General features: G+C 50.0%; 27 protein-coding genes. 21 read left to right on the top strand and 6 right to left on the bottom strand.

Annotation, left to right across the window (positions count from 1 at the left end):
• The first annotated feature begins 161 nt into the window (after nt 1-161).
• Together NYR52_RS12875 and NYR52_RS12870 are read left to right on the top strand one after the other, a co-directional pair.
• The gene (locus NYR52_RS12875; RefSeq protein ID WP_022736844.1) at nt 162-980 is read left to right on the top strand and encodes an NYN domain-containing protein; all 819 of its coding nucleotides are present in this window, start codon (nt 162-164) and stop codon (nt 978-980) included.
• A 123-nt stretch (nt 981-1,103) separates the two neighbouring features.
• Nucleotides 1,104-1,475 (top strand): Asp23/Gls24 family envelope stress response protein, encoded by a 372-nt coding sequence (locus NYR52_RS12870; protein WP_132222792.1) that lies wholly within the window; start codon nt 1,104-1,106, stop codon nt 1,473-1,475.
• A 54-nt stretch (nt 1,476-1,529) separates the two neighbouring features.
• Here the strand turns inward: NYR52_RS12870 and NYR52_RS12865 are convergent, their stop codons facing one another.
• Nucleotides 1,530-1,874: a YugN family protein gene (locus NYR52_RS12865; RefSeq protein WP_022736842.1), complete on the bottom strand. Its 345-nt coding sequence runs from the start codon at nt 1,872-1,874 to the stop codon at nt 1,530-1,532.
• Between the two features lie 185 nt (nt 1,875-2,059).
• Here NYR52_RS12865 and NYR52_RS12860 point away from each other — a divergent pair, with 185 nt between their 5' ends.
• From NYR52_RS12860 to NYR52_RS12825, 8 genes are all read left to right on the top strand, one after another.
• Nucleotides 2,060-3,223 carry a M20 metallopeptidase family protein gene (locus tag NYR52_RS12860; protein WP_259435777.1) on the top strand — a complete coding sequence of 388 codons (1,164 nt, stop codon included), beginning with the start codon at nt 2,060-2,062 and terminating at the stop codon, nt 3,221-3,223.
• Nucleotides 3,224-3,281: 58 nt separating this feature from the next.
• Complete coding sequence (locus NYR52_RS12855) at nt 3,282-3,731, top strand: CBS domain-containing protein (protein WP_310795320.1); 450 nt, start codon at nt 3,282-3,284, stop codon at nt 3,729-3,731.
• 214 nt (nt 3,732-3,945) lie between these two features.
• A complete protein-coding gene (locus NYR52_RS12850) occupies nt 3,946-4,293 on the top strand; it encodes a cupin domain-containing protein (RefSeq protein ID WP_132222788.1) in 348 nt (115 codons plus the stop codon).
• A 226-nt stretch (nt 4,294-4,519) separates the two neighbouring features.
• Nucleotides 4,520-5,563 carry a stage V sporulation protein AD gene (gene spoVAD, locus NYR52_RS12845; RefSeq protein ID WP_259435776.1) on the top strand — a complete coding sequence of 348 codons (1,044 nt, stop codon included), beginning with the start codon at nt 4,520-4,522 and terminating at the stop codon, nt 5,561-5,563.
• The gene (locus tag NYR52_RS12840; RefSeq protein ID WP_158283375.1) at nt 5,547-6,197 is read left to right on the top strand and encodes an SGNH/GDSL hydrolase family protein; all 651 of its coding nucleotides are present in this window, start codon (nt 5,547-5,549) and stop codon (nt 6,195-6,197) included. The genes spoVAD and NYR52_RS12840 overlap by 17 nt, the downstream gene beginning before the upstream one ends.
• A 121-nt stretch (nt 6,198-6,318) precedes the next feature.
• The gene (locus tag NYR52_RS12835; protein WP_132223018.1) at nt 6,319-7,167 is read left to right on the top strand and encodes an SPFH domain-containing protein; all 849 of its coding nucleotides are present in this window, start codon (nt 6,319-6,321) and stop codon (nt 7,165-7,167) included.
• Nucleotides 7,164-7,349, top strand: coding sequence for a type II toxin-antitoxin system antitoxin (locus tag NYR52_RS12830; RefSeq protein ID WP_022736833.1), 186 nt, complete (start codon nt 7,164-7,166; stop codon nt 7,347-7,349). The genes NYR52_RS12835 and NYR52_RS12830 overlap by 4 nt, the downstream gene beginning before the upstream one ends.
• Nucleotides 7,350-7,424: 75 nt before the next feature.
• Entirely contained in the window at nt 7,425-8,471 is a 1,047-nt protein-coding gene (locus NYR52_RS12825; RefSeq protein ID WP_132222782.1) for a S8 family peptidase, read from the top strand.
• Here the strand turns inward: NYR52_RS12825 and NYR52_RS12820 are convergent.
• The gene (locus NYR52_RS12820) at nt 8,468-9,769 is read right to left on the bottom strand and encodes a hemolysin family protein (protein ID WP_132223016.1); all 1,302 of its coding nucleotides are present in this window, start codon (nt 9,767-9,769) and stop codon (nt 8,468-8,470) included. The genes NYR52_RS12825 and NYR52_RS12820 overlap by 4 nt on opposite strands.
• Before the next feature lie 48 nt (nt 9,770-9,817).
• Nucleotides 9,818-11,176, bottom strand: a complete 1,359-nt coding sequence (mgtE, locus tag NYR52_RS12815; protein ID WP_259435775.1) for a magnesium transporter — start codon at nt 11,174-11,176, stop codon at nt 9,818-9,820.
• 88 nt (nt 11,177-11,264) lie between these two features.
• Between mgtE and NYR52_RS12810 the strand changes: the two genes are divergently transcribed.
• Both NYR52_RS12810 and NYR52_RS12805 read left to right on the top strand, forming a co-directional pair.
• The gene (locus NYR52_RS12810) at nt 11,265-11,627 is read left to right on the top strand and encodes a hypothetical protein (protein ID WP_132222778.1); all 363 of its coding nucleotides are present in this window, start codon (nt 11,265-11,267) and stop codon (nt 11,625-11,627) included.
• 125 nt (nt 11,628-11,752) lie between these two features.
• Complete coding sequence (locus NYR52_RS12805) at nt 11,753-11,890, top strand: hypothetical protein (protein WP_259435774.1); 138 nt, start codon at nt 11,753-11,755, stop codon at nt 11,888-11,890.
• A gap of 46 nt (nt 11,891-11,936) precedes the next feature.
• Here the strand turns inward: NYR52_RS12805 and NYR52_RS12800 are convergent, their stop codons facing one another.
• Nucleotides 11,937-12,278 (bottom strand): protease complex subunit PrcB family protein, encoded by a 342-nt coding sequence (locus NYR52_RS12800; protein WP_158283372.1) that lies wholly within the window; start codon nt 12,276-12,278, stop codon nt 11,937-11,939.
• A 238-nt stretch (nt 12,279-12,516) separates the two neighbouring features.
• Between NYR52_RS12800 and NYR52_RS12795 the strand changes: the two genes are divergently transcribed.
• The 3 genes from NYR52_RS12795 to NYR52_RS12785 all read left to right on the top strand — a co-directional run bounded on the left by NYR52_RS12795 (nt 12,517) and on the right by NYR52_RS12785 (nt 16,373).
• Entirely contained in the window at nt 12,517-14,004 is a 1,488-nt protein-coding gene (locus tag NYR52_RS12795; RefSeq protein WP_259435773.1) for a DEAD/DEAH box helicase, read from the top strand.
• Nucleotides 13,988-15,850 (top strand): helicase-associated domain-containing protein, encoded by a 1,863-nt coding sequence (locus NYR52_RS12790; RefSeq protein WP_259435772.1) that lies wholly within the window; start codon nt 13,988-13,990, stop codon nt 15,848-15,850. The genes NYR52_RS12795 and NYR52_RS12790 overlap by 17 nt, the downstream gene beginning before the upstream one ends.
• A 100-nt stretch (nt 15,851-15,950) precedes the next feature.
• A complete protein-coding gene (locus tag NYR52_RS12785) occupies nt 15,951-16,373 on the top strand; it encodes a YlbF/YmcA family competence regulator (protein WP_022736824.1) in 423 nt (140 codons plus the stop codon).
• On the opposite strand, the gene NYR52_RS12780 is transcribed toward NYR52_RS12785, so the two are convergent.
• Nucleotides 16,370-16,696, bottom strand: a complete 327-nt coding sequence (locus tag NYR52_RS12780) for a hypothetical protein (RefSeq protein ID WP_132222768.1) — start codon at nt 16,694-16,696, stop codon at nt 16,370-16,372. The genes NYR52_RS12785 and NYR52_RS12780 overlap by 4 nt on opposite strands.
• 221 nt (nt 16,697-16,917) lie before the next feature.
• On the opposite strand from NYR52_RS12780, the gene NYR52_RS12775 reads away from it, so the two are divergent.
• The 6 genes from NYR52_RS12775 to NYR52_RS12750 all read left to right on the top strand — a co-directional run bounded on the left by NYR52_RS12775 (nt 16,918) and on the right by NYR52_RS12750 (nt 21,077).
• The gene (locus NYR52_RS12775) at nt 16,918-17,172 is read left to right on the top strand and encodes a YlbG family protein (RefSeq protein WP_022736822.1); all 255 of its coding nucleotides are present in this window, start codon (nt 16,918-16,920) and stop codon (nt 17,170-17,172) included.
• A 224-nt stretch (nt 17,173-17,396) separates the two neighbouring features.
• Nucleotides 17,397-18,611: an MFS transporter gene (locus NYR52_RS12770; RefSeq protein WP_022736821.1), complete on the top strand. Its 1,215-nt coding sequence runs from the start codon at nt 17,397-17,399 to the stop codon at nt 18,609-18,611.
• Between the two features lie 235 nt (nt 18,612-18,846).
• Nucleotides 18,847-19,365 (top strand): hypothetical protein, encoded by a 519-nt coding sequence (locus NYR52_RS12765; RefSeq protein WP_022736820.1) that lies wholly within the window; start codon nt 18,847-18,849, stop codon nt 19,363-19,365.
• Nucleotides 19,366-19,421: 56 nt separating this feature from the next.
• Entirely contained in the window at nt 19,422-19,781 is a 360-nt protein-coding gene (locus tag NYR52_RS12760; protein ID WP_158283371.1) for a YkvA family protein, read from the top strand.
• Between the two features lie 212 nt (nt 19,782-19,993).
• Nucleotides 19,994-20,794 carry a septum site-determining protein MinD gene (gene minD, locus NYR52_RS12755; RefSeq protein ID WP_022736818.1) on the top strand — a complete coding sequence of 267 codons (801 nt, stop codon included), beginning with the start codon at nt 19,994-19,996 and terminating at the stop codon, nt 20,792-20,794.
• 22 nt (nt 20,795-20,816) lie between these two features.
• A complete protein-coding gene (locus NYR52_RS12750; protein ID WP_054095945.1) occupies nt 20,817-21,077 on the top strand; it encodes a cell division topological specificity factor MinE in 261 nt (86 codons plus the stop codon).
• A 53-nt stretch (nt 21,078-21,130) separates the two neighbouring features.
• Here the strand turns inward: NYR52_RS12750 and NYR52_RS12745 are convergent, their stop codons facing one another.
• Nucleotides 21,131-21,979, bottom strand: coding sequence for a hypothetical protein (locus tag NYR52_RS12745; protein WP_132222764.1), 849 nt, complete (start codon nt 21,977-21,979; stop codon nt 21,131-21,133).
• Nucleotides 21,980-22,238: the final 259 nt, after the last annotated feature.

Genomic DNA, 22,238 nt, shown 5'->3' with positions numbered 1-22,238 from the left:
TGAATGATAAATACCACACCCAATCTAGCATACGAATTAGTGGAAAAATGTCAAATTCGATCAAAGAACGTTTGAGACGATTTTGGGCTGTTTTGGCAGGAAAACACTCGGAAAGATCGAAATAGTTCAACATGCTTGATAGATGGGAAAGGGGGGGGACGATGAGCGCCAAGGTTAAGGATACGGCGATATTTATTGATTTGGAAAATGTCTATTACGGCTTAAAAAAATATCATATGGATCCCGATCATCCCGATGAAACGCACAACCTCTTCCTGAGATTGCAGGAGTATTACGGCCGGGAAGCGATCCGGATGGTTGAAGCCTATGCCGACTTTGAGCAACTGGAGATATCGATGATGAGCTTGCAGAAAAAGCGCGTTCATGTGCATCAGGTATACGGAAACGGGCGGGACGGCAAAGAGCGCAAAAACGCGGCGGACATCCAGCTATGTTTGGATGCGATGGAAGTGCTTCACCAAATCCCGGAAATCCACACGTTTGTCATTGTCAGTGCGGATCAGGACATGATCCCGCTACTCGACCGGCTGTGGTCCAAAGGGAAGCGGGTGGAACTTTTTTGTTTATATGACGAAAGTTTGTCCAGATCAGCGCAATTACATGAGTTTTGTGATAATACCCACAATTTATTTGAATTTTTGAATATTCGTGAATTCCAAACGCTATCCCGGGTGGATCGGCTGATTCACAATGCTGTGGTCCAAATCTATGAGTGGTACCACGATCCGAACAACATTGGCAAAAGTTACGGAAGCACGTGGATCAAGAACGATTTCATGAGGAAGTTTCATGTGACGGATTTGGAAGCGAACGAGCTGTTCACCAAGTTGCTCAAGGGCAAGTACATTGTCCCGGTGGAGATCGAAATGGATGATAAAACGTATTATGGCTATAAAGTGAATTTGTCACACCCGCAAGTGCAGTTAATGGTCAAAATCGCTGGTTACAAAGTGAGTTGACAAGCGAAAAAGCAGGCGGGGCTTTTTTTTCCGTACAGCAGGAAAGCAGGCCGCGAACAGGCAATTTCATGTTACACTACAGGTGGGGATGCTTTGGAGCGCTTCACGAAAAGGAGGCTTCACATGGCTGAATCCAATGGAGGTTCCATACGGATCACCGACGGCGTGGTTGCGGTTATCGCCGGACTCGCGGCCGCGCAAACACAAGGGATCAGCGGTATGTCCAGTGGGATGACGGAAGGGATTAAAAAACGCGTCAGCGGCAAAGGGAACATGCGCGGGGTGCAGGTGGTTGTCCAGGACACCCAAGCCTCTATCAACCTGCGGGTGATCGTTCAATATGGATGCAGGATCAACGAGGTTTGCCACCGACTGCAACGCGATGTCAAGCAGGCCGTCGAGAATATGACAGGGCTGGAAGTGACACGGGTCAACGTGCGGGTGGATGGGGTGGAGTGGACAAAGGAAAAGCGGGGTTCGCAAACGGAGAAGTGAGAGAAGAGGGGGAATGGGTTCCGCCCTCTTTTTGTGCGTCTGAACGGATGAACGTCACGCCGTAAGCGCTTTTTCCAATTCAGCCAATTTCGCGTCCACTTCTTCTTTCAACGCGTCTGGAACTTCTGCGTTGTGATCCAGACCGTGTGGGAAAAAGTGGCGAACAAATGAAGGATGATCCAATTCTACCAACGCTTTGGGGTTTTCCAACATGTAGTTGTTGACGACTGTTCCCCGCAGGCGCAAGTAATAGTCCACGCCGTCCACTGTGTATTTTATTTCATAGGTCACTTTTTCAAAATCCCAGGTCCAGCGGATAAATTGAAGTTGCTTCATCAATTTTTCCAGTTCACGAAACTCTTTTCGAATACCTTTGGTTTTGATCTCTTGAAATATCATGGGAAATGTGCGCCTCCTTTGACTGGCACCATAGTAAGTCCTTATTAATGATAGTATGAACTTCCAGATCGCGCAACTGCAACACGCGTGACAGAAGTCCGACAACTGGCGAAAAGAAGCGTGGGATCAGCGTATTGGCGAGAGGTTAAACCAACCATTTCCATGGAGAAGGAAGGGACGGGAAAATGGAAGGATTAAAAAAAAGGGTGGCTGACCTGTTTCCGCAAATGGTTGAGTGGCGTAGGGATTTTCACCAGCATCCCGAGCTTTCGTTTCAGGAACAACAGACGCAACGCAAGTTGATCGCCTTCATGGAGTCGTGCGGACTGGAAGTAAAAACGGGTTGGGGCGGTTATGGGGTGACCGGATTATTGCGGGGGGCCGAGCCCGGTCCCACCATCGCGCTCAGAGCTGATATGGATGCGTTGCCCATCCAAGACGAGAAAATAGTCTCTTATCGCTCGCAAGTGACTGGGGTGATGCATGCCTGTGGGCATGATGGGCACATGACGATGCTGATGGGAGCGGCCCGCTTGTTGACCGAAATGCGGGATAGATTGGCGGGGAACGTATTGTTTTTGTTCCAGCATGCCGAGGAGTTGTTGCCGGGCGGCGCTAGGCAAATGATCGAAGCGGGGGTGCTGGAGGGAGTGGATGCCATTTTCGGCATTCACTTGTGGACGCCACATCCCGTCGGAACGATCAGCTTTTGTAGCGGCGAGCTCATGGCGGCGGCTGATTCGTTTGAAGTGGAAATCATCGGCAAGGGCGGGCATGGCGGCTTGCCACATGAAGCGACAGATGCGGTAGTGATTGCCGCGCACGTGATTACCCATTTACAAACCATCATTTCGCGGCAAGTAGACCCATTGGATTCGGGGGTTATCTCTGTCGGGGCGATTGAAGGTGGAAACGCGTTTAATGTTATCGCCGAGCGGTGCCGGATGAAGGGCACGGTGCGCAGTTTCAACAAAGGCGTCCGCGAAGCATTGGCCAAGCGCATGGAAGAAGTGGTTCGACATACCTGCCATATGTTTGGAGCTGATTATCAGTTTCAATATGGTTGGGGATATCCTCCGCTCATCAATCATGAAAAAGAGACGCGACAGCTGATGGAAGTTGCTCGCCAGGTGGGAACGGTTCAAGAGATGAAGCCGATCATGGGTGGGGAAGATTTCGCCTATTACTTGGAACAAATTCCTGGAGCGTTCTGTTTTGTGGGAGCAGGTAACCCCGACAAAGGGATCACCGCTCCGCATCACCATCCCCGGTTTGATATTGATGAAGAAGCATTGAAAGTGGGCACGGAGCTGTTTGTCCGCTTGATCTTGGAGCGCATTGGGCGTTAAAAGATGCCAAGTATGGCTAAAGAGAATCGGGCAATGATAAAGGGCAGGGAGGGGATCCATGATGCACAAACTGCGCGATATCATGTCCACCAATGTGACGGCGGTCAATCCGCAAGAAAACGTCTACAGTGTTGCCAGCAAAATGAGGGAACAGAACATCGGCATGGTGCCTGTCGTGGAAAACGGCCGGTTGCTGGGCGTTGTGACTGACAGAGACTTGGTGACACGCGGAATCGCCAACAAAATGCCCAACTCCAGTTCGGTCAGAGACATCATGTCCACCCACATTGTCAGCGGCACACCGGATATGACAGTGGATGAGGCGTCCCGGATCATGGCGGAAGCGCAAGTGCGTCGTCTTCCGGTTGTTGAAAACAATCAGGTGGTCGGCGTCGTTTCCTTGGGTGACCTGGCCGTCAACCAACCCTACCAGGATGAAGCGAGCCAGGCTCTCAGCGAGATTTCGGAGACGCATAACCCGCATGCATCAAATGATCTCCATTCATGATAGCAGGCTACCGGCTCCGGCTGGTGGCCTTTTTTTGTTTTTAGTGACAGAAATGGTTTGAATAATGCAGAAAAGGGATATTAGATTGGGTAAAGATGGAACGTTGCGGTTCGCAAGCGCGAACCAGTAGGAAGACGCTTGTGAACGGCGGCCAACCCAGCTTGATGGTGTAAAGAACTAGAGGAGCAAAAAAGGAAAGTTGGGGGTTTTTCAAGTGAACAAAATCTACTTAATCCGGCGCAATGAACGCGATTATATTCAAGTTGGTTCTGGCGTTTCAATGTCGTATTTGCGCAAAGAGGCGGACGAATACAGCTTGGTGCTAAAAATGGAGCCGGGGAGCCGTTTCCCTATGCATGGACATCACGGGGGCGAACAAATCTACGTGGTCAATGGACGGGTAAAAATCGGCCAGTATGAATTGAATGAAGGCGATTATTTTTTCACTCCGTTCAATCACACCCAAACGCTGGAAACAGAAGAAGGATGCAATCTGTTGGTGTGTTCAGCCAAAAAAGTGGATGCCGCGCACCATTTTTCACAAGCGGAAACAACCGCATAAAAACAAAGGGACACTCTGGACAGGGTGTCCCTTTTTTTGTGCATAAAGACAAATGGAAAACTGCACGATAAAAGAGAGGACGAGGGAATGGGAAACGATGGCCTCAAAGGAAAGGCGTTCTTGGTCAGCCTGATTGCGATCTAAGTGATGGGGACGGAGATCGCCATTATCTTTTGAATAACCGGCATGACATTCAACTTGATTACTAAATAAGGGGAAGAGAACCATGGCGAGTAACAAAATCGGGCAATGCACTTGGAAATTTGCAAATCATGTTCATGTCTTGTCCAGTGCAGCCACGGTGGGCCCCATGGAAGGGGAAGGAAAGCTTAAAGATAGTTACGACCGGATTTACCCCGATTTGTACGCAGGGCAGGACACGTGGGAAAAAGCGGAGCGCACCATGATGGAAGATGCGGTGACCATCGCCATACATAAAGCCGGGCTTACAGAGCGAGAAATCGATGTGTTCTTGGCTGGGGATTTGTTGAATCAAAACATCTCCTCCTCCTTTACGGCCAAGACGAACCAAATACCGTTTATGGGTGTGTACGGTGCCTGCTCTACTTCTATGTTGTCTCTCACATTGGCAGCGGCATTGGTGGACGCAGGGTTTGCTAAGTATGCGGTAGCGGCAGTCAGCAGCCACAATTGCACTGCCGAGAAACAATATCGGTATCCCACAGAATACGGGGGGCAAAAGCCTGATACGGCGCAGTGGACAGTGACGGGTGCGGGCGCTTGTGTGGTAGGCTCGGCGCACCAAGGCCCACGGATTACCCATGCCACGATCGGCAGTGTACAGGATATGGGGATCAAAGATCCGTTTGATATGGGATCGGCCATGGCCCCTGCGGCGGCGGACACGATCCAAAAGCATTTTCAGGACACAGGACGCTCACCCAAAGATTACGATCTGATCGTCACTGGAGATCTGGCCTCCGTCGGTTTGCCCATCGCCCGCGAACTGCTGGAGAAAGCCGGCTATGTTATGGGGGAGCGTTTCCAAGATTGTGGGTTGATGATCTATACCTCGGAACAAGACACTTTTGCCGGCGGAAGTGGGTGTGCCAGCAGTGCGGTAGTCACGTACGGGCATTTGCTACATGAAATGTATGTTGGCAAATACCAGCGGATACTGGTGGTGGCCACAGGTGCGCTCTTAAGTCCAATCTCTTACCAGCAGGGGGAATCAATCCCATGTATTGCCCATGCGGTGGTGTTTGAGAATGAAAAGGGGGGAGAACAAACAGATGCGGGAAGGTATTAAGCCAGTTTCTTATTTGGCATTGGGAGATTCATTAACGGAAGGAATTGGGGCGGAAAGCCCGACTAAGAGCTTCGTGTCCCAATTCTTCCAGCATATCAAACATTCGGATCGGTGCCATATGCGCAATTGGGGTGTATCAGGAATGACATCGGAGGAATTGTTGAGTTTGGTCAACAGCCCCGGCATGCACAAGCTATTTCCCAAAATGACCCATATTTCGGTCACCACCGGCGGATGTGACTTTATCGAGCTATATGAGCGCGGTCATTTCGGGTTGCGAGATTTGTTGAATACATCACGGCAAATCATTGATCGCGTGAAATCTATCTTATCTATTATCGTGATGAATAACCCGGCATCGAGAATTAGCCTGATGGGATTTTATCTGCCTCCTCCCGCCTATGAATGGGGATTTCAAACCAGTGCGGCGATTGTACAGATGATGAATCGCTCCTATGCCAAAATTTGTGAGGAAGTGGGTTGCCATTTTTTCAACCCCTACGATGTCTTCTTGCATCGGCAAGATTATTTTTTCGATGAAGTGCATCCCAATCAAGTAGGGCATGACGAATTGGCCAAATTGGCCATCCAAACAGTGGCCGGGGAATCCGGAACGATCCAAGCCCAAGTATGAAACAAAAAGCATCCTTGCCAAAAATCAATTTTGGGGGATGTCTTTTTATTATCAATGTGATATCATATGAATATAACAATGATAAATTTCTGAAAAAAGGAGTCGGTGACGCGTGAATAATATCAGGGAAAAAAAAGCGTTCCAAATGAACGGATTTCTCTTTCTGCTCATTGAATTGTTTTTATTGGGGGCGGGCCTTATCTTGATCTTTGGGATGGAAAGTTTGGCCTTGGGCATCATCTGCATCGCGCTGGTGCTCATCTGCGCCAACGGGTTTGGTTTAATCCAGCCCAATGAAGCCCATGTGTTAACGTTTTTCGGTCGTTATGTGGGGACGATTCGAAAGGATGGGTTTTACTGGACGAATCCGCTGGTGGGCCGCAAAAAGCTTTCTTTGCGGGTACGCAACTTTCACAGTGACAAGATCAAAGTAAACGATGCGGATGGGAATCCGATTATCATCGGTGCCGTGATTGTGTGGCGTGTAGTGGATACGGCCAAAGCGGTGTTTGATGTGGAGAACTTCAGTGCGTTTGTCGATGTGCAGAGTGAAACGGCGATTCGGGCGCTGGCTAGCCGGTATCCATATGATAGTCATGAGGAAGGCAATCCATCATTGCGCGGGGCACCAGAAGATGTAGTGGAAACATTGCGCGAGGAATTACAAGAACGATTGGAAATCGCTGGTGTGGAAGTGTTGGAAGCTCGGATCAGCCACTTGGCGTATGCGCCAGAGATCGCTCAGGCGATGTTGCGGCGCCAGCAAGCGCAAGCGGTAATCGCTGCCCGCAAGCAAATTGTCGAAGGGGCGATGGGTATGGTTAAGATGGCTTTGCAAGGTTTAGAACAGCAAGGAGTAGTGGAGTTGGACGAAGAGAGAAAAGCGGCAATGGTCAATAACTTATTGGTGGCTTTGGTCTCTGAAGGAGAAACGACTCCGGTGATCAACACCGGTTCGCTGTATTCATGAGTGCAAGTAAAAAACGCTTTCTCCTTCGGATTGATCAGCAACTCTATGACTCACTTGAGAAATGGGCAGCCGATGAATTTCGTAGTGTTAACGGGCAAATTGAGTTTTTGCTGAAGGAAGCAGTGCGTAAAGCAGGTAGGGCGCCTAAAAAGCGGACGGAAAATGGGCAGGATGAAAACTGAAAATCAACGGTTCTCTGGAGTAGAATCCAAGCAAAATCACCCCTTTATTCATAACTAGGATAAAGGGGTGATATTATGTTAGCGAATCATTGGCAGAGAGTGAACCTCGCCGATTTGACGGCTGAGCCAGCGGAAGATGCGATGGAAACGGTCAGCTGCCAAGAGAGACTGACCGCTTCCTCCTCTAAAAAAACGCGACGCCCCCGGCCATTGGTGGCGCAAACGAGCCTGACCTTGCCCTATTTCAAGGTAGAACGGGTGTTGGCGAAAGCACGGATATCCAACCAACGGCGTGCTACATCTCGCCAGATCTCTCCTTGGAACATCACCCGTGTCATCGGAAATGGACGCCCCAATCAGGGGGAAGGGGTGCGGGTGGCGATACTGGATACCGGGATCGACTTGTTGCACCCCGATTTGGCGGGCAATATCAAAGGGGGAATCAATATTGTCGAACCCAATCGCTATCCGCAGGATGACAATGGGCATGGCACGCATATCGCAGGGGTGATCGGTGCGCTGAACAATCAATTTGGTGTGGTGGGGATCGCGCCAAAGGTATCGCTGTATGCGGTAAAAGTGTTAGACCGCAACGGAAGCGGCACGATTAACAATCTGATCAAGGGGATTGAATGGGCGATTGACAATGGCATGCACATTCTCAATATCAGCATCAGCGGTGGCATGATTATTCCGCCCGCATTGGCGCAAGTAATTCAAGAGGCTACCAACCGCGACATATTAGTCGTCGCTGCCGCCGGTAACGCAGGCAATCCGTCTGGCAGCGGAGACACGGTCGAGATTCCTGCCCGCATCCCGCCCGTGATCTCGGTTGCGGCGTTGACGAGAGCCAATCGGAGAGCTTATTATTCAGCCACGGGCAAGGTGGATATCGCCGCGCCGGGTTCGCAGATTTTAAGCACGTACGCCAACCAACGGTATGCCGTACTGAGTGGCACTTCCATGGCAGCCGCTCATGTGAGTGGTGTACTGGCGGTGTATCGAGCGGCGTATCCGCGCGTGCCAGCGACGGCGCTCAAAAATCTCTTGTACGCCCGGGCAATCGATTTGCCTCCGCGCGGAGCGGACCCTTATACCGGCAGGGGATTGGTCCAAATCTAGTCTTCCGGCGACGCGGTTGGTTCGACTGCGGGCGGTAGGGGTTTGACCAAGATGCGGGTCACGCGCCTACCTTCCATTTCCTGCACGGAAAAGCGGTGTCCGTGGGCTTCAATCGCGGAGCCGGGCTTGGGTATTTCCTGCAACTGGGAAAAAAACCATCCGCCGATCGTATCATTGTCCTCATCTTCGATGGCGATGTGAAAATGTTCATTTACCTCTTCGATTAACAGTTGAGCGGAAATCGATGTTTCGTCCCCTTTTTGTTGAAAAAAAGGCCGTTCGTTGTCAAATTCGTCTTGAATCTCACCCACAATCTCCTCAACAATATCTTCAATCGTGATTAGACCCGCCGTTCCCCCGAATTCATCAATGATGAGAGCGAGTTCAGTGTGATGTTTTTGCAGGGTACGCAAGACATCTTTGATTTCCATCCCTTCGGGAACGAAAACGGGTGGACGCGCTACCTCAGTCAATACCGGAACTTTTTGGTTGACGATATCATTGTACACGTCGCGAATGTGAATGATGCCCAGGATGTCGTCTTTGTCTTTGTGACACAGGGGATAACGGGTGAAGGGGCTTTTCTGTATGATGTTCAGGTTTTCTTCCAAAGAGCGATCCCGATACAAGCAAACCATGTTCACGCGGGGAACCATCACTTCCCTGGCAATCCGGTTAGTGAAATCAAAAATATTGTCAAACAAGGACAGTTCGGTTTGGTCGATCATTCCGCTTTTATGGCTTTGTTCCACTAACATCCGAATTTCTTCTTCTGTGTGTGCTTGTTGCTGATCGGGTACCAATTCCACACCAATCCATTTCAAAATAAGGTTAGCCGCACCGTTTAAGAGCCAGATGGTCGGCTTGAAAATGACAAAAAACCAGTGCAACGGCTTGGCCGTCCATAACGCAGTAGCTTCTGCCCTGCGAATTGCCAATGACTTTGGTGCCATCTCTCCAAGGACGATATGTAGGAAAGTGATGATGGAAAAGGCGAGCACGAAGGAAACCACATGGATGAGCGGTTTGGTCATTCCCAGCCAAGCAAGCGCGGGGGTGAGCAAACGAGCCAAATAAGGCTCACCAATCCAACCCAAGCCAAGTGAAGCCAAAGTGATCCCCAATTGGGTTGCGGATAGGTAGGCATCCAGATCAGCCAATATTTTTTGCGCTGTTTTTGCACGGTGATGCCCTTCTTCGCTCAATTGTGCGATCCGGGTGTGTCTCACTTTGACAATGGCAAACTCGGATGCCACAAAAAAGCCGTTTAGCAAAACCAAAAATAGGATCATCACCATCTGTGACAAAAACGTCAAAATATCGGTAGCCAAGGAAGATTCACCCCCTTATGGATGTGTAAGTTGGTCGATGAATAGCGTGGCCAAGCCAAAATAGATCAACAAAGACAAGATATCGTTTAACGTGGTGATTACCGGTCCGGAAGCAGCCGTGGGATCAATGTTCATACGGTTGAGCAACAACGGGATCAACGTCCCGATTAAAGTGCCCAATAACAAGGTGGCAAACATGGCACCGCCGATGACCAGGCCCAGACGAGGTTGATGAAAGGCTAAGGCAACCAAAAGAACGAACAAAAAACTGCAAACCATGCTTACGAGAAACCCCGCCAGCCCTTCTTGCTTTAACATTTTTGCCATGAACGAAACACCAGTCCGTTCGTGTGGGAGTCGTTGGATTATTAAGGCCAAAGATTGCGTGGCAGCATTGCCGGTCATGCCCGCTACCATCGGCATGAAAGCGGTAAGCGCTGGTACCGCGGCGATTGTCGGTTGAAATAGATTGATTAAATTGGCGGTTGCCAAGCCGATAGCCAACAATAGCATCAGCCATGGGATTCGTTTTTGCGCCGAGCGCCAAGAGGAGACGGCTTGTTCATCCAGTCCGGAAGTTAATCCTGACAGGTGCTGGATATCTTCCTCTGCTTCTTGAATCAGCACGTCGATGATGTCGTCGACTGTCACGATGCCGAGCAACCGACGAGACGGGTCAATCACCGGGAGAGCCAAGAAATGATAGCGGCTCATAATGCGGGCCACTTCTTCTTGGTCCATGTTCACCGGAACAGATATTACCCGTTCCACCATGATTTCTTCGATGGACTGTTCCGGCTCAGCCAAAATCAATTCCCTCAGTGATAAAACCCCCACCAACGTTCCATCTGATTGCTGGACATAAAGATAATAGATCGTTTCCGACTCCTCCGCTTTGTGGCGCAACAAGCTGACTGCATCTTGTACACTCGCTTTGGGATGAATGCTGACGAATTCGTCTGTCATCAACCCGCCCGCACTGTCCTCCGGATAATCGAGCAAAGCGCGAACCTTGGCCGCTTCACGGTGTTCCATTTGCGTGAGCAAGTTTGTTCGCTCTGCGCTTTCCATGCTTCCCAACAGATCGACCACATCATCCCGCGACATCAATGCCAACACGTCGGCGATTTGATGTTTACCAAGACTGTGGATGATGTGGCGTTGCGTATGGAGATCGCATTCTTCCAATAGCGTCGCTACTTCTTCGGTTTCCAATAAGTACAAGAAACGGCGCCGTTCAAATTCGTTGAGGCGGAGAAAGAACTGTTCAAGGTCGTAGGGTTGCATTTCCTCCACCAGCTGACGGAAAGCGGCTTGGTCTTTGCGCCGCAGATGGTTGAGCAGGCGTTCCGATTCCTGGGTTCCCTTATTCATTGACCTGCGCTCCTTCTCCGTTTGACATAAGACAAGCTTGGTTGGCATAGGGTGAAATGAAGAATGATTGGATAAAGGAGGATTTTTAATGCACAATCAAGCTGTTCCCCCCTATATTCGGCCTTATTATGAGGGAGCGCATGTGCATGGCACGCCGCCTCATCATCACTACCATTACCCACCCATGCCGATGACGTCGGGGTGCTGCGGTGGCCCGATGGCTCATGTTATTCCGCACCCGGTAGCGCCAATGGTTCCCATGTGGCCATGGGGAATGCCATATGCGCCGAATCCGGTTTATCAGCCAACTACTCCTATGATGCCACCAGGACAGGGAAGTTATAGGCCGCCAGGTTACTATTCTCCGGTGTGGGAATCTCCTGAATCTCCGGAATCTCCTTGGATTCGAGCTTACCGCAAGCAAGAGCAAAATCAGAAGGGGAAAGAATAGCGAAGATAAAAGGAACGGGAATAGGATGTCTTGTTTGCTGAGTAATTTGGAAAAAGATGCCTCGGTAAACGGCTTATCAGAGGGGAAACTACCGACAGAACTTTAAACAAGGAGGAAAACGCATCATGAGAATCCCCGATCTGACACCGCTTACCGATCCGGAGATATATCAACCTCCGTTGCCGGAAATCATGACTCCCCAAGAGCCCGAACCGCTCCGCCACGAAGAACCTCACGCGCCAGAGCGGGTGAAGGAGGACTGAACACAAAAGGAACGGCCCTCGTGATGAGGGCCGTTCCTTTTGTGTGTCAGGATTTGCTCAGTCTGACTTCTACTTCGGCCGATCCGATGTTTTCTTGCAATTTGACCACTGCTTGCGGATAGCTGAAGGCTTGGGTTACCATCATGCCTTCTTTGGGCGGGATCTCTGTCGCGTTCACTATGATACGCGATCCTTGTTTGATGATACGATTCACCCGCACATCATAGCCGCCGGTCGGGCGCTCGCCGATGCTGACAATGATATGGTCACCAGAAACCACTTTGGCTGTGGCTTCGTGGGCGCGCCATTGTTCTCCTTCCCGTTTCACATTCTCAGGGATTTGGTCTGGTTTCAACTGGGTGAAAGGCAACGATTTTTCATTATCCATAGGTGATCCTCCTGAAGGTGGGGCATGATTCGTGCATCCAATGACAAACATCATGATAAGCAAGGGGAACCAAAACCAACGAAAAAAGGTTTTCAAGGGTATTCCTCCTTATATACCAAGAAATTTATATACTATAAGACGGTTTTCCTGCATGGGTTGTTGCGTAGTTCTCATGCCCACCCACCGCACATGGGTTTTCATGGAAACGGGCAAACTATGAGCGAGTGGAGGGAGTTAGATGAACCAAGAACAGCGACCATTTATTATCCATAGTGATGGGACGATTTTTGTCGAAAGGCGGCACCCGGACATCGTTAGCCTGTGCCGCGAATTGCGGATGCTGGCTTATCAGGTGAAAGAGACAGAGCAACTTTTCATGTTTCGACTGAACATCGATTCGGCCAGAGTGCGCCGTGCTACCGAGGAACGGACAGCGGAAGCTTGGATTCATTGGCTCCGTCAACATAGCAAATTGCCAGTGCCATCGCAAATTGCGCAGCGGATCAAAAAGGAATTTGCATCGACTCCATCGCCACCGTTTCCGGAGCCAAAAGAATTTCTTGATATAAACCTGGAGAGTTCGTCGCGCTTTGCCGATTTGCGCGATTATCAGCGACAGGCGGTGGAGGCTTACCTCGGATTGGCCCGTCAGGAGGGGGGTGGGATTATCCTGTTGCCTTGCGGTGCAGGTAAAACGGTGGTCGGCTTGGGAGTGATGGCCAAACTGCAAACGGAAACCCTGATTCTGGCCCCTAATGCAACTTCAGTCAAACAGTGGGAGCGGGAATTGTTGAACAAAACGACGTTGCGCGCGACGGAGGTGGGAACATATACCGCAGACCGGAAACAGATTCGCCCAGTCACCGTGACAACCTACCAGATGTTGACTCATCGAGATGTTCAAGAAGATACATATCCGCATTTACAGGCTTTGTGTCAACGGAATTGGGGGTTGGTGATATACGATGAAGTGCACATGTTGCCCGCGCCCGTGTTTCGCCTGACTGCTGAATTACATGCGGCGCGCCGCTTGGGATTGACGGCGACACTGATACGTGAAGATGGTAAGCAGAATGAAGTTTTTTCTTTGATCGGCCCATTGGCATACCAATGTTCATGGAAAGACTTGGAGCGACAAGGTTGGATTCGGGAGGCTGTATGCCGTGAGATGCGCATCCCCATGCCAGCAGATGCCGAGCGTGCTTACCAGATGGCAGATAAGAAACAACAGGTGCGAATCGCTGCCGAAAACCCAGCCAAACTGGAGGCTATCGCTCGCTTGCTGGCGTTGCACGAAGGTGAGCAGATGTTAATCATCGGCCATTATTTGCGGCAATTGGAAGAGATCGCCGGTCGGTTTGGCTTTCCGCTCATCACGGGGCGCATGCCGCAAGCGTTGCGGGAGGAATGGTATGAGAAGTTTCGTTCGCGGGAAATCCCTGTGCTGGTGGTGTCCAAAGTGGCAAATTTAGCAGTGGATCTTCCTTCTGCATCAGTCGGCATCCAAGTATCAGGCACGTATGGTTCCAGGCAGGAGGAAGCGCAACGGCTTGGTCGTGTTCTGCGAAGTTCGTCCTCTGGGGGTAAAGCCTATTTTTATCAGCTTGTGACAGAGAATACGGTAGAGGAAGAATATGCATGGCGGCGGCAGTGCTTTTTGGCGGAACAAGGATATCGCTATGAATTGGTTGAGTTGGAGGGATGGATGAATGGCACAGGAGCTTAGCCATTGTCTGAATCAGTTGTCAGATGGTGCGGTGGCTCAGATCGGTTTGCAATACGGGTGCCAAACGCGCAACGAACTGTGCCGCGCATTGCTCCAGGTGTCTCATTTTACTCAAGCGTGGGAGCAATTGGACCAGGTGGAGCGACAGGTGTTTCTATCGTTTCTGTTTGCCGCACGCGCGGGTGCTATTCCAGAAAGGGAAGGAGAAGTATGGGCGCGGGAGCACCGTCTCTCCCACTCGGCATGGCAGAGAGCGCTGGTGGGTTTAAGACACCGGGGCTGGATTTATGCCTTTCGGGATAAACATCGGCAACGCATCTATGTATGCCCTTTGGAAATCAGGCAATTGCTGAGTCGCGTTCTGTTTAAAGAGGATGAGGAGCCATGGCACAGGAAAGGGAATGTATCGGTTGAGGGAGAGCCCAGCTATGGATTGGGACAGGCGCTGTTTCATTTGTTAGCCCGATTGGAGCAGGAACCTTGGCGCCTGACGCGGACAGGAGGAATTCATAAGACAGATGCGCAAAAAATGGATGTGGAGTTGGGGTTGGATTCAGAAGCCCTGCGCTACACGCCTTGGTGGGGAACGGAGATGCCTCCTTGGGTAGCCTTTTTGCTCGATCTGGGTCGGCAGCTTGGGTTGATTGTGGAGGACGGGCACATCCTTACCGTTGATGCCAGTAGTTGGTGCCAATGGACGGATCAAGATTGGGAAGAATGGATGAACGGATTGTATTGGGAGGCACGAGAGTTGCTCTCGCAGCGGATTCCTGGTTTGGAGGCCGACTTTCTCCTGATGGAAGAAGTGGAGCCGCGCCAGTGGTTGCCATTGTCGCAATGGAAGGCAATAAAGCGGTGCTGGTACAGGGAAAAAGGGCGCAAGGCGCGGGAGGAAGAAGAACGGTTGGACGCGTTTGTCGCCGTGATGGCATCCGCCGGATGGCTGGAGATGGGTTTGACGAAATCGGGGGAACGGTGTGTACGGCTGACGGAGATGCCGCCATGGCAACAAGCCCCGCTTCCGGAGATGCCAATATATGTCCAACCGGATATGGAACTGATCGTGCCCGGCCATTTTCCACCGTCCCACCGTAGGCAGTTGGAGAAATTGGCTGATTTTATGGGAGGCGAACAAGTGCTGTTTTATCTGATTACGGAAGAGTCTTTGCACAGGGCGCGACGGCATGGCATGACCACCGAGCAGCAACTTGATTTTCTGGCAACCTGGAGCGGCCAACCGGTTCCGGAGGGGGTGGCGAGAAAAATCCGTGACGAAGCCAAGCGATCCCCGCTTGTTTTTCGCGAAACGCTGGTTCAATATGCCTTACCCCTGTCCCTGCCGCGAGAGCGGATTACTCCGCATTTGTCCGCATGGCAAGCGGTGCTGATGGAGGACGGACGGCTACTTGTTCCGCAAACGAAGACAACAGCGGTGGATCGTTGGCTGACTGAGGCCGGATTGGAAGTGGTAGAGCGAAAGCCGGAAAGCAGGGAGTCCGCCGAAAACGACGCGCGCGCGACAGGGGGGCACGATCGCATGCGCGATTGGCAAATAGAGGAGGAGCTGCCTGATCCCGATGCCGTTTCCCGGGGGCTCGAACATCTACCTAAGCTCTGGTGGAGCGGAATGCGCGCCTACCGGTTGCCGATGAAGCGGGAATTATTGCAACACGGGATTCATGGCGGCTTGCGTGTCAAAGTGGAGTGTGGCGGAGAAAGACAAGTGTTATATCCGCTTCGTATCGAGGAGCGTTCCGGTGATTGGTGGCTGACAGCGGAGCACAGCGGGCGTGAAGTGCAGTTGCCGCTGGCACAGCTGGAGAAACTCCAACTCATCGACGAATGAGAGCGGGCGCAGAGGATGGATGGTGCCATACGCTACCAGCTGGTTATAGATGCGAACGGGGAACTGTTAAGGTAGAATGGGGAGAGGGAGGAAAGTTAAAATGGAAACGTTAGATATGGCAGAAATACTCCTTGGCGCATACAAATTGGCCGATAAGATAAATGACTCAGAAGAAGTGGAAAGATATTTGGAGTGCAAACGGCGGTTGCAAGAAGATCAGGAAGCGCAACAGATCATTAAAGATTTTCAGCGGGTGAAAGAACGGTATGAGGAAGCGAAGCGGTTTGGCATTTTTCATCCCAATTACCATGAAGCGAAGGAAGAAGCTTTGCGTTTTCAAGAGAAGTTGCAAGCCCACCCCACCATTCAAGCCTTTCTGAAGGCTGAGGAAGAGTTGGATACGCTGTTGCACGATGTTTCAACGTTGATCGCCCAAGCGGTGTCGGATACGATCAAGGTGCCTTCTAACGATCCCAATCCAGTCGTCAAATCGGGACGCCGACCATGCGGCGGAGGGGCTTAAAGGTTTCTGTATAGGATGCAGTGGGGACACTGGTTTCCGCAACAAAAGCTTTTCTCATTGGGAACGGACAGCTGAAACCGGTAGATCAATCCCCGCCGCTCTGAATGGCGTACAAACGAAAGAGACGCTTGCCAAGCAGTTCCGTCAGTGAAGCGGGCTGCTTCTTTTTCTATGAACGATTCCACATGTTTTTGGTCAGATTGGCCTTCCACTTGAATATAGAAAAAAGAGGCCCCGGCAAAAGTCTTGTGCTCCAGCCGTTCAAACGGCAGGGAGTCCAAGTGCATCAAATGATCGACAAACAGATCCACAGGATGAATCATCAACTCTCACTCCACAGATGGGATATGCATTCATTTTAACAAAGTCGTGTGTGGATGGAACAGTACTGGAGCAATCGGAAAACGGTGTAATGGTTTCCGTTGAATCTGGCCGGCTCCAATGGTACCATGAGATTAGACAGATTTGTTACAAATCGTACCGTGTATTGACAAGATGGCAGCGCCCTCCGGACATATGGTATTGGCAAAGGAGATAATCACATATGGATATTGTGGAACGGTTAGGTCTGGCTGTGTGGGTTAAAGACATCAAGGCAGCCCGTTCGTTGGGACGCATGGGAAATATCCATTACATTTCTAAACGGTTAAAATACGTTTACCTGTATGTGGACGGCAAAACCGCTGATCAGGTGATTCACCGGATTGAGCGTTTGCCCTATGTGCAACGAGTTGAAAGATCGCAACGCACGAATATATCGTTTGATTTTGCCAAAAACAAGAGAACACAACAAGCATGAGTTCGCTCCTGCCACGATCGTGTGGCAGGTTTTTTGTGTTTATAACGGAATGTCGGTTGCATGGACATGGTTTTTCGCGGCGCAAGGATGCAACAAAGTGCCATCTGTTTATATTCCCGAGCCGATACACGGCATGACGGCCTTTTATCACGTGCAGGGAAAACAGATCCGGTTTGATGTTTCTGTACACGAAATTTAAAATGAACGTAAGGAGAGGATAGCGAATGGAGCAGTGGAAAAGAAATTTATATATCTTGATGTTTTCCCAGTTTCTCGTGTTGGGGGCCATGTCCATGGTCATCCCGTTTTTGCCGTTGTATTTGAAAGAGATGGGCACCAAACCGTCGGACATCAACTTTTGGGCCGGGATTATATTCGGTGCCAATTTTCTGTCGGCGTTTATCGTGGCACCCATCTGGGGTCGCCTGGCAGACCGGCATGGCAGGAAAATCATGATTTTGCGGTCAGGTTTCGGCATGGCGATCGTCATTTTTTTGACTGGCCTAGCCACATCGCCGTGGCAATTGTTGATTCTTCGTTTGTTGAACGGTACCATCTCCGGGTTTATTCCCGCTTCGATTTCCCTTGTCGCTACCAATACCCCGAAAGAACGGGTTGGTTACGCTTTAGGGATGTTGTCGTCAGGAGCTGTGGCGGGGTCGATTATGGGACCATTTGTTGGGGGAATGATGGCTGAGGTTATCGGATATAGCGAAATCTTTTTCTGGACCTCCGCTTGCCTGATGACGGCCAGCTTCATCGTATTGTTTGCGGTGAAAGAGGAATTTGTCCCAGTCAAAGAGGAGAAGCGGGCGAGCTTTTGGGCGGAAGGGTCTATGATTTTGCACCAACGCCCATTGGTGATTATGTTTACCGTGGCCATCTTATTGCAGTTCGCGACGTTGGGTCCGGGACCCCAAATGTCGTTGTTTGTGACGGAACTGGGCGTACCGGGAGGGTATGTCGCTTTTTTTGCAGGGCTGGTCATTTCTATTACCAGTTTTTCAAACATGATCTTTGCTCCGATTTTGGGCAAATTGGGAGACCGATACGGTTCGGAGAAAGTTTTGTTCGGTTGTTTGATTGCCACTGCATTGTTTTTTATTCCGCATGTGTTTGTCCATTCTGTCTGGCAACTGTTGATTTGCCGATTTTTATTGGGGCTTTGCTTAGGAGGATTGATGCCTTCGGTAAGCACGCTAATTCGAAAGTTTGCGCCGGCTGGTAAGGAGAGTACAGTCTTCGGCTATCTGACAAGTGCCAACTGCATTGGAAATATGCTGGGGCCAGCCACGTATGGGGTGCTGTCTGGTCTTATCGGGATTCGCGGCATCTTCTTGATTACGTCAGTCATTCTCTTGGTGGCAGCCTTATGGCTGAAAGCAGGATTGAAAGGCGCAGGCAAGGAGTCGATGGCGACGATGAAAAGCTCCGCTTGACGATCTGTGAACGCATTTTGGATAAAATGGTGAAATCTCGTCTAATCGGATAGAAATGTCGCCAGAAGGGGTATATGATGAACGGAACCGCGTTTCTCCGGTGCGCTCCCGGGGAGATGAGAGGACGCGGCATTTTTTGCGTGACAGGAAACGATTCTGCTCGAAATCATTCTTGTGCAAGGAAGAACGACTGGTTAATATTAATACCAGCAAGGTGCACTTAAGGAGCGATAGGATGAGTTTTTTACAAGAATTGAAACAGAAACTGGAAAAAGGGGTAGAAACGGCGGGTCAAATGTCTCAACAGATGTTGGAAATCAGCCGTTTGACATTGCGGATAAAAGGAAAAAAAGATGATATCGATCGGCTCATCGCCAATTTGGGCCGGGAAGTTTATCAAACGTGGGAACAAAATCAGGATCTGTCTGAGTCGGAAGCGATCAATCAGCTCTTAAAAACGGTGCGTGATCAATATGAACAGTTGCATGCCTTGCAACAGGAATTGGAAGTGTTGAAGCGGTCTAACCAACAGGCCGATCACGCGGAAGAAGTCACTCCGACGCTGGTAGAGGAGAGAGCAGATGATCTGGCCACCGTTGAAGCGCTCCCACAAGCTGAGGAGCACCAAGACGCGCCGGCCTCTATCGATATGGGTGGAACCCGCGTGGCTGTGTTATATCTTTGTCCTTTCTGCGCGCATCAGGTAGAGAGCGAAGCGACCAGTTGTTCGCATTGTCACAAGCGGTTTTATTGAGATGAATCTGCATTCGCCGTTTCATCCGCACGATCATGTTTGAGGAGGGGCTCTCGTTGGCTGAACATCCAGATCGACAACGCATTTGGAGCAAGCTGATGGCATTTAAACGTCGGGCCATGACCAAAGAAGGCTCGCAAACCATTGTGAATGAGTTTAACCACAAAGTGGAACGAGTCGGCGGGATCGACGCCATCATCGACAAATTGAAGATCATGTATCAATATTTTCGGGATCCAGAAGTACACGCAGCTAAAAAAGGGTTGATCGGGGCGGCGCTTCTGTACTTCATCATACCGACGGATGTTGTTCTGGACGTGTTGCCGGCGGTGGGGTATGTGGACGATATGACAGCCGTCCTCCTTGTTTGGCGCTTATTGTCGAGTGAACTAGAAGCTTATAAACATACCCGTTGACAACCGGTTGCTCGGTTGCGGCGTGAAAGTCCGATGGGTAAGGAGTCGGCAAGCGAACCTGCAAGGGTTTGGGGCTGATTTCTTACTTTTTTTATTTCTGCGGGTTTGCTACAATAATGTTGAATCTTGTAGAAAAACGCGGGAAACAGCCAATGTGAAAAACGAGTGGCGCTTCAGATACATAAGAGGGTTAGGAAAGGGGTAATCGCGGAATGAACCACAGGTCAATGGCTATCACCGTGACAAGTGGCAAGGGCGGAGTGGGGAAATCGACGACAGTCGCCTCGCTTGGTCTAGGCCTTGCCCAGCTTGGCTACAAAGTGTGCCTGGTGGATACCGATATCGGACTCCGCAAGTTGGATTTAATGCTGGGATTGGAAAACCGGATTGTGTATGACTTGGTTGATGTTATCGAAGGTGTGTGCCAATTGCGCCAATCACTGGTCAGACACAAAGAGTTTCCGGAGCTGGCCCTGTTGCCGGCAGCCCAGACAAGATACAAAGAAGAGGTCTCACCCGATCAGCTTACGGCAGTCGTAGATGAACTGCGTAAGGAATTTGATTACATCTTGATTGATTCTCCTGCCGGAATCGAGGGTGGGTTTCGTAATGCCATAGCCCCTGCAGATCGTGCCATCCTCGTAGTGAACCCCGAGATCCCGTCGGTACGTGATTCAGACCGAGTCATTGGATTGTTGGAAGCGGCCAATGTCAAACATATTGATTTGGTGGTCAACCGGGTTCAACCCGGCATGGTGCGAGATGGGGACATGTTGAGTGTTGAGCGTGTGCAAAGCCATCTGGCGATCAGCTTGCTCGGGGTGGTGCCGGAAGACAAACGGATCATCCGTTCGTCCAATACAGGAGAACCGGTGATTTTGGATGCCAAATCGATGGCCGGCAAAGCTTTTTCCAATATCGCACGCAGAATTGCTGGTGAAGATGTGCCTTTTTTGGAATTAGAGGAAACCAACCTGATCACAAAAATCAAACGTCTATTCAGTATTGCTTGAGTAGGCCATTGGGGTGAGCATTGTGGCTTTTTTAAACATGTTCGGTCGTGATAAAGACGAGCCGACCGCAGTGACGGCGGATGACCGGTTGTCACTGGTACTGAGCTTTCAACGTTCAGATATTGACGAGAAAAAAATCAAGATGTTTCGCACGCGCCTGATCGAGTTGTGCGATGAGTTCGGGTATGATGTGGTGGGGCATGTTGAAGTGATCCCACAGGCAAAAGAGAGAACCACTATTATCAACGCAAGCATCCCAGTCAGATTGAAAGAGCCGATTTAAAAGAGCACGGACCGTAATAGGTTCGTGCTTTTTTGTTGAGTTCGTTTACCATTTCACAAAAACTTATGATTGCGTAACCGCCGCTCCAAGAATTCCAGAATATAAACAGGAAAGGCTTTGTCTTCTGCAAGGGTGAAAATGGCGATGGAGACGCGGGTGCTGCCGTATGTACGCATCAGATCGATCATTTTGTTACGCGATTCGGGATTGAGGTGTCCATAACGTTCCGTGAAGGCTTTGATTACCATTTCTTCCTCATTGGTCAAAGCAGCTGCTTGATCTTTGTTGTTAAACGAAATGGGTTTGAATAGGGATTTGTTGTATGTATGAAGGTGGTCGATAGCGGTGGCTAGCTGTTGCTCTGCAGTCGACGAGAAATGGTCAAAGCCTGATTGATTGCGTGCGCTGTACTCATCAAGTGAAGGAATCGAGGCATGTTGCGGTTCCCAATCATGTATTTTCCGCCGGCGTCGCGGTCGTCTTTCGGGGAGATGAGTAAATTTGTCTGGATGCTTCCGTCTGAGCGTGTAAATGCGTTGATAGATGGCACCCTGGGTGCGGGAGAGCTGGCTTTCCAGTTCGGCAATGGCTTGGGACAACGGTTTTCCTTCCTCCAAAAATTGATTCACGGTCTTGATCACGAGTTCCTCTTCTTCTTCACTCCAGCTGTTCAAACGGTTTCCATCTCCCTGGTCATCATATGCGTGGAAGCGGTCGGGATATTCCGATCTCAGCTTTCGAACATGGGACATGATGCCCGCATAGCCTCGTTTTAATTGTTGTGACAATTCTTTTAAAATCTCACGCTCCCGTTTTCCTTCTTTTAATCCTTGATTCATCGTTTCAATGATAATTTGATTTTCCTCGTCAGTATATTTACCTTTTTTTGTATCAAAAATCATTGGGTTCGCCCCCTTTTGTCGATAATTATCGTCGAAATCTTTACTTATAAATATAACAGAAAAGACATAATCTTTTCTAGCACCCATCGTAAAAACTTTTCATACTCTGGTATTTTACAGTAAAACGGGAGGTTCGGCATATTGTTTGGTAAGAAAATTTAAGTAAATGAACATGAAATTATATATACAGCAGATGTTTAAATGGACAGGTATATAATGGCGGACTTTTGACCATAACCCATATTAGGCGCTATAAATT

The sequence above is a fragment of the Laceyella sacchari genome, from assembly GCF_024927925.1.
Classification (GTDB): domain Bacteria; phylum Bacillota; class Bacilli; order Thermoactinomycetales; family Thermoactinomycetaceae; genus Laceyella; species Laceyella sacchari.
The sequence above is the reverse complement of the archived record's forward strand: the minus strand, read 5'-3'. Positions and strand labels throughout refer to the sequence as shown.